General features: G+C 57.5%; 11 protein-coding genes. 5 read left to right on the top strand and 6 right to left on the bottom strand.

The annotated features are described in order from the left end of the window. Window positions 1-24: 24 nt before the first annotated feature. On the bottom strand, window positions 25-1395 hold the full coding sequence (locus PSPTO_RS07085; protein WP_044391022.1) for a gluconate:H+ symporter: 1371 nt from the start codon (window positions 1393-1395) through the stop codon (window positions 25-27). A 363-nt stretch (window positions 1396-1758) separates the two neighbouring features. On the opposite strand from PSPTO_RS07085, the gene PSPTO_RS07080 reads away from it, so the two are divergent. Further along, complete coding sequence (locus tag PSPTO_RS07080) at window positions 1759-3036, top strand: sensor domain-containing diguanylate cyclase (protein WP_011103519.1); 1278 nt, start codon at window positions 1759-1761, stop codon at window positions 3034-3036. A gap of 21 nt (window positions 3037-3057) precedes the next feature. On the opposite strand, the gene PSPTO_RS07075 is transcribed toward PSPTO_RS07080, so the two are convergent. The 3 genes from PSPTO_RS07075 to PSPTO_RS07065 all read right to left on the bottom strand — a co-directional run bounded on the left by PSPTO_RS07075 (window position 3058) and on the right by PSPTO_RS07065 (window position 6509). Further along, entirely contained in the window at window positions 3058-4035 is a 978-nt protein-coding gene (locus PSPTO_RS07075; protein WP_046463280.1) for an SMP-30/gluconolactonase/LRE family protein, read from the bottom strand. 56 nt (window positions 4036-4091) lie between these two features. Next, on the bottom strand, window positions 4092-4664 hold the full coding sequence (locus PSPTO_RS07070) for a hypothetical protein (RefSeq protein ID WP_005763983.1): 573 nt from the start codon (window positions 4662-4664) through the stop codon (window positions 4092-4094). Between the two features lie 105 nt (window positions 4665-4769). Continuing rightward, window positions 4770-6509, bottom strand: coding sequence for a dipeptidase (locus PSPTO_RS07065; RefSeq protein WP_011103517.1), 1740 nt, complete (start codon window positions 6507-6509; stop codon window positions 4770-4772). Window positions 6510-6806: 297 nt separating this feature from the next. On the opposite strand from PSPTO_RS07065, the gene PSPTO_RS07060 reads away from it, so the two are divergent. From PSPTO_RS07060 to PSPTO_RS07045, 4 genes are all read left to right on the top strand, one after another. Further along, on the top strand, window positions 6807-7787 hold the full coding sequence (locus tag PSPTO_RS07060; RefSeq protein ID WP_046463279.1) for a YiiG family protein: 981 nt from the start codon (window positions 6807-6809) through the stop codon (window positions 7785-7787). 67 nt (window positions 7788-7854) lie between these two features. Beyond that, window positions 7855-8823 (top strand): DUF6508 domain-containing protein, encoded by a 969-nt coding sequence (locus PSPTO_RS07055; RefSeq protein WP_011103515.1) that lies wholly within the window; start codon window positions 7855-7857, stop codon window positions 8821-8823. A gap of 315 nt (window positions 8824-9138) precedes the next feature. After that, window positions 9139-9858 (top strand): carbonic anhydrase, encoded by a 720-nt coding sequence (locus PSPTO_RS07050; protein ID WP_010204183.1) that lies wholly within the window; start codon window positions 9139-9141, stop codon window positions 9856-9858. Window positions 9859-10055: 197 nt separating this feature from the next. Further along, a complete protein-coding gene (locus PSPTO_RS07045; protein ID WP_005763992.1) occupies window positions 10056-11243 on the top strand; it encodes an MFS transporter in 1188 nt (395 codons plus the stop codon). 67 nt (window positions 11244-11310) lie between these two features. Here PSPTO_RS07045 and sodC read toward each other — a convergent pair whose 3' ends face one another. Beyond that, window positions 11311-11829: a superoxide dismutase family protein gene (sodC, locus tag PSPTO_RS07040; RefSeq protein ID WP_011103513.1), complete on the bottom strand. Its 519-nt coding sequence runs from the start codon at window positions 11827-11829 to the stop codon at window positions 11311-11313. A 241-nt stretch (window positions 11830-12070) separates the two neighbouring features. Next, window positions 12071-13081 (bottom strand): zinc-dependent alcohol dehydrogenase family protein, encoded by a 1011-nt coding sequence (locus PSPTO_RS07035; RefSeq protein ID WP_011103512.1) that lies wholly within the window; start codon window positions 13079-13081, stop codon window positions 12071-12073. Window positions 13082-13117: the final 36 nt, after the last annotated feature.

Here is a 13117-nt window from a genome sequence, read left to right as displayed (position 1 = left end):
AAGCTGCTGACACGTGGCGCGGCCTCAAACCAGCCAATGCCACAACAGCAACGTGCCTATAAGTCCGACCACCGACACAATCGTCTGCAGCACCGACCAGACCCAGAGGGTCTGTTTCAGTTGCAGGCCGAAGTATTCGCGGACCATCCAGAAACCTGCGTCGTTTACATGGCAGAAGAACACCGAACCTGCGCCGATGACCAGCGCGATCAGTGATGCCTGAACCGGTGCGAGCCCTGCCATCATGGGTGCGAGGATGCCGGCGGTGGTGGTGGTCGCAACGGTGGCGGAACCGGTTGCCTGACGCAGCGCCACGGCGATCAGCCAGGCCAGCAGCAGGTACGGCATCTGTGCGCCTTCTGCCACCTTGCTGATGGTCTGGCTGACGCCGGCGTCCAGCAACGTTTGCTTGAGGCCGCCACCGGCACCGATGGTCAACAACAGCACGGCAATCGGTGCGAGGCTTTTGCGCAACGTACCGCCGACGTGGTCGCGGGAAAGCCCATTGGCCCAGCCCAGGCAGACTGTTGCAGCCAGCACCGCGATACCCAAAGCCACCAGCGGTTCGCCGAGAAATTTCAGGGTCAGCGCGACAGTGCTTTCAGGCTCCATCGTGACTTTGGCCAGCGTGCTGCCGAGCATGAGAATCACGGGCAGCAGAATGATCAGCAGCGAGATACCGAAGCCTGGCTGGCGACGGGTATCAGGCTTGGCACTGAACAACTCGCTCAGCTCGGCAGGCTCCTGGATGTGCATGCGCCCGGACAACCAGTTGCCATACACAGGGCCGGCGAGAATCACGGCCGGCACGGCAATGCACAGCCCCAACAGCATGGTCAGGCCCAGATCAGCGTGCAAGGCACTGACGGCGATCAGCGGCCCGGGGTGTGGCGGCATCAAGGCATGCAGCGTGGTCATGCCCGCCAGTGCCGGAATCGCGATTTTCAGCAGTGGCTGGCCGGACTGACGAGCCATGACGAAAATGATCGGCACCATCAGCACCAGACCCACTTCAAAGAACAGCGGCAGGCCGATGACCATGGCCACCAGCGCCATTATCCACGGCAGCACCCGGCCTTTGCCCAGTTTGAGCAGGGTTGAAGCAATGCGATCCGCGGCCCCCGACTCGGCCATCAGGGCACCGAGCATCGCCCCCAGCGCGATAATGATGCCTGCCTCGCCCAGAATGGCGCCAGCGCCTTTGCTGAAAGCTTTTGCAACGGATTCGGCAGGCAAACCCGCACCGATACCGGCAATGAAGGTGCCTACAAGAATCGACAGAAAAGGCGGGAGTCTGGTTGCGCTGATCAATACGATGATCGTGGCGATGGCAATCAGGCAGCAGATGATCAGACGGGTATCGTGAAACACCCAGGCAGCAGACGACAAGTCCAACGCGGGCCTCCTATCGTTGAGTCTTTGGTTTGGGCGCTTTTTACGAGCGTGATCCCGGAGAAAATAGAAACAATTAGTTTCAATTCTCCAGAAGATACCGGAATACGTGACTGCACCGCAGCTAAATATTGGGGGGGTGCACGCGGACTATAAGCTGGCAATAAGCCATTCAAAAAAAACCGACCAAGCCCTGAATATCACTGGCTCCAGCGCGATGCACCCCTCCAATGATGTGGGTATAGTGACGTTGCAACAGGTACGTGACACACAGTCAAACCAGCATCAATTATCCGCTCGGCATTGCGTCACACCGTATCTGATAAGCGCCGCGATCAATTACCGGATCACTCGACAGGAAATCAGATGACCTCATCCAGCCAGCGCCTGGCCTTGCTTGAAGCAGTTGTCGAGCAGTCATTCAACGCCGTGTTGATCACCGATGCCAATCTGGCAAACGGCGGCCCGCTCATCGTTTATGTCAACCCGGCGTTCTGCACCATGACGGGCTATACGGCCGAGGAACTGATCGGTCTTTCGCCGCGCATTTTGCAGGGTGCGGACACCGACCCGCAGGTTATCGAGCGTCTGCGGCAATGCCTGAGCGAACGTCTTTTTTTCGAAGGGTCGACGGTCAATTACCGTGCCGACGGCAGCCCGTATGTCGTCGAGTGGAAAATCACACCGGTGCGCGACGATGCGGGCCAGGTCTGCAACTTTGTGTCAGTGCAGCAAAACATCAGCCCGCGCATCCGCGCCGAGCGTGAACAACACTTGCTGGCGCAGGCGCTGAACGCCGCGTTCGACCCGATCATCATTACTGATCGCAACTCCACCATCGTATTCGCCAACGAGGCGTTTCAGCTCATAACCGGCTACAGCGCGCCCGAGATCATTGGGCAAAACCCGCGAATGCTACGCTCCGGCAAACACGACGCGCTGTTTTATGCGCAGTTCAATGAGTCGCTCGCGAGCGGCGAGCCCTTTCGCACCACCTTTATCAACAAGCGCAAGGACGGCTCGCTTTTCTACGCCGAACACAGTATTTCCCCGCTGCGTAACGTGGAGGGTGCAATGACGCATTACGTCAGCATCAGTCAGGATGTAACAACTCGCCTGGGGCGCGAGCAGAAGTTGCTGGAGATTGCCCACAGCGACACGCTGACCGGGCTGGATAACCGAAGAGCAGCGGAACACACACTTGAGCGCCTGATCAATACGGCGCGGATGGCGGGCAAACCGTTCAGCTTCATCATCTGCGATATCGACCATTTCAAGTCAGTGAATGATCGGTACGGTCATCCTGCCGGCGACAGCGTATTGAAAAGCGTTGCAGCCATTCTCAAACACCGGATTCGTGCGTTTGACGTTGCCGCCCGCTGGGGCGGTGAAGAGTTTCTGATACTGGTGCCCGACAGCTCACTGAAACAGGCCGCTGAGCTCGCAGAACGGGTTCGCAAAGGCGTGGAAAGCCTTGAAATACCTGAAGCAGGCCCGGTAACCATTTCTCTGGGGGTTGCAGAACTCAGCCCCGGAGAAACGGCTGCGAGCCTCATTCAGCGCGCGGACAAGGTGCTGTATCAAGCCAAACGCCTGGGTCGCAACCGCGTCGAGATTGCTCAGGCTGATGACCCTGCTTATTGATGCAGCTTTCGGCTGTCGCTATTACGGGCCAGTGCCCTCAACAAGAACAGGCATCCTCAGAACCTTATTGGCAGCGGTGATATAAACCCAGTGCTGCGAGCCTGCGGAACAGAACGCAAGATTGCCGGTGTCCTTGGCCGTTACCAGCAACTTGCCGAGTAACTCGCCGCTGGCCGAAAACACCTGCACGCCCTCTTTGCTGCTGCTCCAGACATTACCTTGAGCATCGACCTTGAGCCCGTCGGGAATACCGGGGGTTATCTCGGCGAACACCCGTCCATTGCTCAACTCCCCGTCGTTGACCTGATACACCATAATCCTGTGGGCCAGCTTCGGGTTCTTGAAGTCATGCGCCTGTTGCGAATCTGCGACGTACAACAAACGTTGATCCGCGGAAAACGCCAGGCCGTTGGGCGAGTGCAGTCCTGGGGTATTCTGTCTCACCAGTTGATCGTGCTCTGGATCATAGCGGTACACGTACTCGCCGCCCTGCTCCGGCTTGCCGCCATAACTCTCTGCCTTGTTCAGCACGCCAAAGGTCGGATCACTGAACCAGATGCCCCCTTGATCATCGACTGTAACGTCGTTCGGGCTGTTCAAGCGTTTACCCTGGTACTTGTCGACCACTGTGCGCCATTGACCGTCCGGCTCTTGACGCACAATGGCGCGCTCGCCATGGGAAGCGGCAATTACACGCCCCTTGGCATCCCGAGCGTGCCCGTTTTGATAATGGGCAGGGTCCAGCCAGGTACTGACGCCTTTGCCCTCTTTCCAGCGCATGACCTTATTGGCCTTTACATCACTCCAGATCAAACCACCCTCGGGCAGACATAGCGGCCCTTCTGCCCACTTCGCATCGGCAGTGACAACCTGTGCCTGCGCATCGGGCTGAACCAGTGTGGTGAAGTGGGGGTTGTTGGCAACTACCTTTACAGGCGATGCCGTGTCCGAAGCCATGACTGCACCGCTGGCAAGAAGCGCACTGCCTAATAAAAGCATTGATATGTTCCTGCCCGGATGACGTAAAACCCGATTCATACGCTTCGTCCTGTCGATCAATAGGCGCAAGGGCCAGAGGTACGTTTGGCAGCCGCTTGAGGCTTGAGTTTCACAATCAGCTGAACGTTGGGCTGATCACCCACGGTACGGCTCAAATGCCCTATGCGCTTATCGTCGGGCCGTGCCTTGGCGCTGGCGTCGGCATTGAACTGCATCTCTCCGGGGCCTTGAACAAGCACCGTGCCATCGGTTGTTTCCACCGACCATTGCCCCTGAAGCGTGATAACCCACTGAGGGCCGGGGGCGTGATGCCAACTGCCGACATAACCCGGCGGCAGCACCGCATAAGCGATACTTTCGATTTCATCGGGTGAAACGCCGATCCACTGAGGCTCGGCAGGGGGTGCGTAACTTTTAAACTCCAGCCCCTCGATGCGACAGTGATCCACATGAGTGGCGCCCTGCTCATCGGCCCAGACCGTTGCGTACTTGACCGGGGGTTGAAGCTTGCCGTTACTGGTGGTGCTTTCTGAAGAGTTGCCGGGAACGGACAAAACGGCAGCGAAAGCGTTACTGCCAGTCGCCCATACAGCGGCGCAGGCAAGTGCGAGTGCCAAGCGGGTTTTCATGAGTACATCCTTATTCACAATGATGGCGGGGAAAAAACCGCGTGACCCGGCTTTTTCGCATCCGGATAAAACGGACCTGCCATGACAGCAGGCCCGAGCGCTGTATCAGAGTTTCGGCAGCTGCCCGATACGGCCCATCATCTCGGTCACGATCTGCAGGTCGAGCAGAAACTGCTCGGTGGTCTTGAACTCGTTATCAGTGTGGCCGGTGTATTTGACTTCAGGTCTTGCCAGACCGAACTGCACGCCGTTGGGCAACTCATGAACCGATGTAGCGCCCGCCGAAGTGCCGAACGCGTGTTTCATGTCGAGGTTTTCAGTGGCCACAGCGAGCAATGCCTTGACCCACTCGCCTTCCGGGTTGCGATACATCGGCTCGGCAATGGAATAGTCGAATACCGGGTTGATAGCGGTCTTCGTGCTCCATGCCGTGAGTTTTTCGGCGATTTCAGATTTGAGCAGTTCTGGAGACTTGCCCTTCGGCACGCGCAAATTGACCGCCAGTTTGAACGCCTTGTCATCCAGCGCAACGTAAGTCAGGGAAGTCGTCAGCGGCCCCATGAACTCATCGGAGAAACCAACACCCAACTTGCCGCCCAGATAGTCCAGGCCCCAGTTGTCGGCCGCATAGCGAGCGGCATCCGTGATGTGGTTGTGCTTGAGCGCAACGTTGCCGTCGAGGCTGTTGATGAAATCCAGCATCCTCGCTACCGGGTTGACCCCAGACTCGGGCGCAGATGAGTGCGCGGAAACACCGGTCACCGTCAACTTGACGTCCTTGCCTTCCACGTTGGCGGCAATCTCGAAGTTGCCGCCATTGCGTTTCACATAATCTGCACCGGCCTGTTGCAGGCTGGCTGCCAGTTGCGCAGGCTTGTCGGTCACCAGCGTAACGACTGATTTCGACGGAATCTGATTGGTGGCCATGCCACCCGTCATCGAAACGATCTCGGCGCCCTCACCCTGCGCAGCGCGCTTGGCAAAACTGGCCATGACGGTGCCGTAGCCTTTCTCCGCAATCACAACCGGATACCCGCCATCCAGCGCCAGGTTGTAATTGGGTGTCGGATTGCGCTCGAAGTAATAGGGAATGGCATCGCCGGCAGTCTCTTCAGTGGTGTCTATCAGCAGCTTGAAGTTTCTCGCCAGCGGCAGCTTTTCTTCTTTGATGACTTTCATGGCATACAGCGACACCACGATGCCGTTCTTGTCGTCTTCGGTGCCACGGCCATACATGCGGTCACCGATCAAAGTGACTTTGAACGGGTCCAGCCGAGTGCCGTCAGGTAATACCCAATTCTCTGGGGTCACGGGGACAACGTCGGCATGCACATGAATACCTACGACTTCATCGCCGCTGCCGTCGAGCGAGACTTCATAGACGCGGTTATCGATGTTGCGAAACTTAAGGTCGAAGCGTTCGGCAAGGCTTTTGATCTTCTCGGCGATCTTGATGAACTCAGGGTTCTCATGCTGGGCAACGCCGTCCACACGCACCGTTGGAATGGCGACCAGCTCACGCAGCGTCTCGGTGGCCGCGCTGCCGTACTTGATCCGCGCGTATAGGCCGAGCAGACGATGAATTTCGTTTTGCTGCGCTTCTGAAAGCTTTTTATTGTCGAGAAAGGCCGCGATCGCAGGGCCGATATTTGCGCTCCTGGCGATATCGTTCTTGTTCACGCTCGCCAGAAACTGCCTGAAGTCTGTTAACGATGTACCGCTGAACGTCTTGACGATGACGGCGCTCTGTTGCGCATCAAGGTTGGCATAGGCAGACGTAGTCACGGCTGAAAGGCTGGTCAGTAGCAGCGTGGCTGCGGCGAGTTTTTTGAGTGCGAAATTCATTTTTGAAGGCATTCCTTGGCAGGCAGGGGTTTGAAAAAAACCTGATCGTTTGATCAGTAAGCCTTCCAACTTACACCACGAGACAAGACGGCGGGAATCCCTGCTTTGAAAACCGTCGCGAGCGTGGTGCAGCAAACTATCCCGATGGCGAACATTGATATCCGCCCTCACGCGTAAACGCCCTTGGGCTTTTTTGTGGTTCAGCAGGCGCTCGTTAATGTGACATCATCCCTGTCTACCTGTGGACCTGCGCAGACCACGGAACGACATTACCCTCACTCATGGAAGGAAAATAAAGTGCACTCAAGAAGTACTCTGGCTGCCCTGCTGATTACGCTAAGCCTGCTTATCGGTGGATGTGACAAGAGCGACGCGCCGCAAAGCGTTACGCAACCTGGCAGCCCGCCGCAACAGGAGATGAGTGCCGAGCAGGCCGAGGTCGAAAAGTACAATGTCTATGTAAAAGCGGCCAATTACGGCGCTGACTTTGGCGAGTTGCTGGAGAAGCGTCTGAATGAATATCCCAAGAAGCTCGCAGCGGGTAAAAAGCTGACGGATTACTACATTTTCAGTACCTACGACATCAGCACATGGCAAAAGAACCTGAAGGAGGCACTGGCCATCGAGTCTCCAATGCCCGAACTGGATGAGCCGGCAAAAGGCATGCTTGAAACCCTCGCCAAGCTGGCTCCTGTCCAGGCCGAACTTGAAAACTACGCACAGTCCAAAGGCTTCCTCGCCGATGATGGAAAGAAGGCCCGGGAAACGGAGCCTGCTCTGCAAGCAGCGATGAAAGACGTCGCCATATACCAAGCGGCGTTTTTTGACGGGATCAACAAGCGTGACGACATCAACACCAAAAACGCGTTTGAAAGCGCAGAAAAAGACTCACAAGCTTATTATCGAGCAGGCATTGTCGTGTACGCGAAAGAGTCCGCGCGGTTGGCCAGCGAGTTCTTTCAGAACGCCGGAAGCGAAGAAACTGCCAAGCCGTTCGAAGCCAGTCTGAGCAAAACGGCACAGATGATCGAAGGCTGGGACAAAAAAACCCGCGAACAAACGCGCTCGCCGGGCTGCACCGTGGTACTGAGCGACCTGAACGGTTTCGTAGGCAAAGGACGCCAGGCGATCAGCGATGCACGAAGCGGCCAGTACAAACGTGAAAATAATAGCGAACTGGGATGGCGATCATTCAACCCTGTCGAAAAAGGCGCTAAAGATGTACAGCGCGCTTTCGGCAGCTTGATCAACAGCATGAACCGGGACGAATGCATCTGACGATGATCTTCGCCACTTGCAGGATGCTTGAAGCGCATCCCGCGAGACATCTTATAAGGGTGCGCAAATGATCGAGCTGCTACGCCATCTAAAAGCCCGCTTCGGCCAGAAGCGCACTGCGCCGCCGCCCGCCAGCGCCCCGATTGCCGAGCCGGCCAGTGAAGGTGAACTCGTGTCTCGCGTGCAGCAGAACCTGGCCTGGCTGCCGGTGTATCAAGAGCCTGAACCACTGAATTCACCGCCCCCCACCTGCCCGCCCCTGGGCAGGGAAAACGAATCACTGCTTATCCGCTACCGGGCTTACATCGCGCAGGTAGAACAGGCTGACCGATCCACGCTGGACGAGGCATGCTGTCAAACCGGTCGGCAGCTGGCTCAAGAATTGCTCGACACGGCAATCACCATGGCCAGCCTGAAAGCCGATAGCTCGCCCGATATGTACTGGCTGATACAATCCGCAGCCATTGCGTCAATGTTTGCCGATGGGGTGCAATCGGAAGCCTTTGAGCGTTACAGAGAACATCTGCAGCACTACCGAAAGGGGCGGCGGACCGCGGGACAGGTGTCGGCGTTTGATATCTACGTGGAGTGGCATACGCCAAAGCCGGTCAGGGCATTTCTGCCACACCCGTCGAGCGAAACACGGTCACCCAGCGAACCTTCACCCACGCCCGAGGATATCGACGAGCTGCTGTCATACCTGCCACGGTTGTACCCGGACGGTGTGGCTATCAAAACGTACGTCGTCAAAGAGAACACCTACTGGCCGGAATACTTCCAGGTCGTGAACGATTTCTATCGCGCCTCGGGCAAGGGTTGCTGGACTGACTTTGATTACATAAATCATGGCGCAGGGGACATGCTCGAAAATGATGCCTACATCGCGCAGGCAAACCTTGCAGACATACAAACCCTGCTCACCTATTGCAACAGGGGCGAACGCTTTTGCGACGGGCATAATGGCTGGATGATCGAGAAAGGCTACATGCTGAAGATCCTGCGCAGGCTGAACGTGCTAAGCGGCGCAGATTTGTGACGCAGGAGCGTCACGCAACGCATTCCAACGCTGGAGCGTGCGGCACGATAATTTCAACTACCGTGCAACGCTCCACGTCGGCATCCAGTCCTGGACACTCGGCGATGCATCACGAGGGGGCGCTCAGGCACGCTTGATCTGCCATGCCGCCTACATCAATCGGCCAGCAAAAGCGGTGTCAGGGAAACGTGTCGAAATAAATACAATTGGAAATGAAATTCCACTGGCTGTATTAAGTGAACAGATCCTTCGCCCAGCGTGGCTGGGAGCGGGATCCAAACCACACTTCGACAGTTAACAAACCTGAGGCTTTTTATGAATTCGTCCCTGTCCCGCCGCAAGATCCTTCAAGGTGCCTGCTGCCTTCCCGTTGCCGCAGCGCTGATGGAGTTACCCTCGATTGCCAATGCTGCGACGCCGACCTCTCCCCGGACCACAATGACTGCTGACCAGGCACTCAAAGCACTGCGCGACGGCAACGACGCATTCATGACCGACAAGACCATCAACGTCGAGCGTAACCGTGATCGCCGCCTGGAAATCGCCAAAGGCCAGACTCCGTTCTGCATTCTGATCTCCTGCTCCGACTCGCGCGTACCGCCAGAGCTGCTCTTCGGTCGTGGTCTGGGTGAACTGTTCATCGTGCGTAACGCAGGCAACACTGTGGACACGGCAGCGCTGGGCTCGATCGAATACGGTGTCAGCCAACTGGGCGTGCCACTGGTGGTGGTGATGGGCCATGAGAAATGCGGTGCCGTAGCTGCAGCAGTGTCGGTGGTGGAAGACAACACGGTTTATCCAGGTGCCATTGGCCAGATGATCGAACCTATCCTGCCGGCGGTGTTGAACGCCAAATCAAAAAAAGGTGGCAACCTGCTCGAGGACTCGGTCAAGGCGAACATCCAGCGTACCGTAGCCCGTTTGCGCACGGCTTCGGAGCCTGCCCTGATGAACCCGATCAAAACTGGTCAGGTCAAGGTGGTCGGTGCCTATTACAGCCTCGAAAATGGCAAAGTCGATTTCTTCGACGTCTGATGTATTGAAGTCTTGATGCATGAAAGCCAGCGCACGGACTGCGCTGATTCTTTCCATGAACGCTGTTTCCCGCCTCGTTGCCGCCCTCCCCGCCATGCTGTAAAAGTTTCCTGAACGCCTGTCAAAGGTCATCTGATCAATACGACTCAGGATGCAGTCGGCACTTGGCATCGCCACACGTCGAATGAAGGAAACGCGTGAAAAAGGATTATCTGGCGTTCTTCACATCATTGTTCCTGTCACGATTGGCCGATCAGGTTCTGCTGTTCATCGTGCCACTGGTCGTCTTTAAAACCACCAACAGCGCGTCCTGGGCGGGGCTGGCGTTTTTCGTCGAGTCGCTGCCGCGCTACCTGGCATTTCCTGTATGTGGAGCACTGTGCGACAGGTTTTCTCCCGTCAGAATGCTGCACATCAGCCAGGTCTATCGAGCGCTGATCTGCGTAGTGGCGGTGCTGTTGTACGGGGCGTTCGGCGGGATTTTCTGGCTGGTGGTGCTCTCGGCTGCGTGCGGTGTCCTGACCACCCAGGGGATCATGGCCCGCGAAGTGCTGATGCCGCACATTTTTCAGCGCTACAGCTATACAAAGACCCTTGCCTACTCGCAGATTGCCGATCAGACAGGTCTGGTTCTAGGACCGCTCGCCGCAGTGCTGTTACTGGATATCTGGACCTGGCCGTGGGTTGTGCTGTGCAGTGCCGGGCTGTTTCTACTGGCCGATCTGGCCATGCTGGTATGGCAACGCAGCAGCGCTGTCACGCTTGATGCCTGTGACCCGTCAGTAGGCATCGGGTGGCAGCCGCTGAAAATTGCACTGGGGCATATCGCCCGGTTAACCGAGCTGAAAAAAGTCATCACCCTGGCAGTCGGGGTCAACCTCATCGTTGGCGTGACGCTGGCCACGTCGGCGGCGATGGTTATTGGCGAGCATGCTGCGGGCAATGGCAACTACGCCAGCCTGCAGATGGCCGGTGCGTTGACGACCATCGTGATTCTGCTGTTTCTCGCCCGTGTGGTCGTGCCGATGCGGGTGCTTGGCAGTGTTTCGTACGTGATGATCGCAACGGGTGCACTTGTCAGCGCGTTGAGCCCCGGCCTGGACGGGTATGTGTGCGGCTTTCTGCTGATTGTCGGATTCGACAAAATGTTCAACGTTTACCTGCGCAGCACTCGACAGCGCGTGATACCCAGGCAGGACTTCGGCAAGACGGTAGGCGTTATCACCTTGCTCAACAATCTGTCGCAGCCGCTGGCTGGGTTGCTGGTTGCGCTGCTGGCCGCTCCGTTGGGTATTCGTCAGGTAATCCTCATCCTCGCTGCGCAGACCGCTTTGCTGGGCCTCGCCGCGCTGTGGCTATTCGGGGGATGGCGAACCCGACGCTGATCGAAGATCCTCAATGAGGGTGCCTACACCTGATCGGCCGCAGGCACCCCGGATGAGATCAATACTCTCAGATCACACCGCAAGCAGCACGGTCACCGCCGCCGCCCAAAGGTTTAGGCATGTCGGCGTGGTTATCGCCGCCGGCATGAACCATCAATGCATGGCCTTTGATTTCGGACAGTTTTTTCAGGCGCGGTGCCAATACCGGATAGTCGGCAGTGCCGTCAGCCGTGACGTACAACGCGGGCAGGTCGCCCAAGTGACCTCGCGCATAAGGCCCCAGGTGTTTGCCGGTCTTGGCCGGGTCAAAGTGACCACCGGCCGCCAGTGCCGCAACCTTCACGCCGTCCTTGGTGCCTGCCTCGCAACTACCGTTTTCATGCACGTGGAAACCGTGAATGCCCGCAGGCAGACCGTTCAGCTTTGGGGTGAACAGCAAGCCGTACTCTGTTTCGCTCACCGTAACGCTGCCGATCAGTTTGGGCGCGCCGTCAGCGCTGACCAGATTGATCGGAACGTCCAGCGATGCTGCCTGAACGCTGAGGGAAAAGGCGCCAAGAAGGCCAAGCAAAAGATGAGGTTTCATAGGTTTTAATGCGTCCCTGATCTGTTGATCGAAGTGAACGTTGCTCTGAGCGGCGTGAATCGGTACGCCACGCAACGTCATTGATGTCACAGAAGGTGAGACCACAGGCGCGCACTTTGATGCAAAAAGATGAGCGAGAAGCGCTCGGGGAAGTGATGCAAAACTTCACACTGGCCTGCCAACACAGGTTGGCAAGCCAGTGAGTTCAGTGAGCGCCGGGCTGCCAGCGCTACGACTGGCTTCAGATATCCAGGCAGATCTTGCCGAAATGCTGGTTGGTTTCCTGATACTTGAACGCTTCGACAATGTCGGCCATCGGGAACGAACGGTCCATGACCGGGCGCATGCCGTTGGCGTCAATCGCGCGAATCATGTCCTGCTGCTGCGTGCGGCTGCCCACCAGCACACCCTGCATGCGCAGTTGCTTGACCAGCGCCGGAACGAACTCCAGCTGACCGGCCACGCCGCTGAGAATGCCAATGACCGAAATATGGCCGGCAACCCGTGCTGCGTTCATGGAATGCTGCAGCGTCGATGGGCCGCCTACGTCAATGATGTGGTCCACACCGCGCCCGCCGGTGAGCTTGCGGGCCGTTTCGCCCCAGTTGCTGTCCTTGCGGTAGTTGATCAGATGGTCGGCGCCCATCGCCTGCAGACGCTCCAGCTTTTCATCGCTCGAAGAGGTGGCGATAACCGTAGCGCCGACCATCTTGGCGAATTGCAGGGCGAAGATCGACACGCCGCCAGTGCCTTGCACCAGCACGGTATCACCGGCTTTCAACGAGTCATCGACCATCAGCGCACGCCATGCAGTCAGGCCGGCAGTGGTCAGTGTGGACGCCTCGGCATGGCTGTAACCCAATGGCGCGCGGGTGAACGAGGTTGCGCGAGCGGTAACCTGTTCACGGGCATAGCCATCAACGCCGTCGCCAGGCACTGTGACAAAGCCTTCAACCAGTGGCTCACCGCTGATCCATTCAGGGAAGAAGGTGCTGACGACCGAGTCGCCCACCTTGAACTCGCTGACGCCCTCGTCGACCGCTGTCACCACACCGGCACCGTCGGCCATGGGAATGCGCTTCTCAGTCGGTGCCCACATGCCGGTGACAACGGCGAAATCGTGGTAGTTGAGCGAGTTGGCGTGCAGGCGCACGGTAATTTCACCGCTTTTGGGTGCCAGCACTTCGCTTTCGCCAACGCTGACCTGATCGTAGCCGCCGCCAGCCTGCACGTAGATGGTTGTGTTGCTCATGGTCAATCTCCTATCAATTCAACATTACGCAAAATG

Source organism: Pseudomonas syringae pv. tomato str. DC3000 (genome assembly GCF_000007805.1).
Classification (GTDB): domain Bacteria; phylum Pseudomonadota; class Gammaproteobacteria; order Pseudomonadales; family Pseudomonadaceae; genus Aquipseudomonas; species Aquipseudomonas avellanae.
Note: the sequence above shows the minus strand (reverse complement) of the source record. Positions and strands in the feature narration are given on the sequence as shown.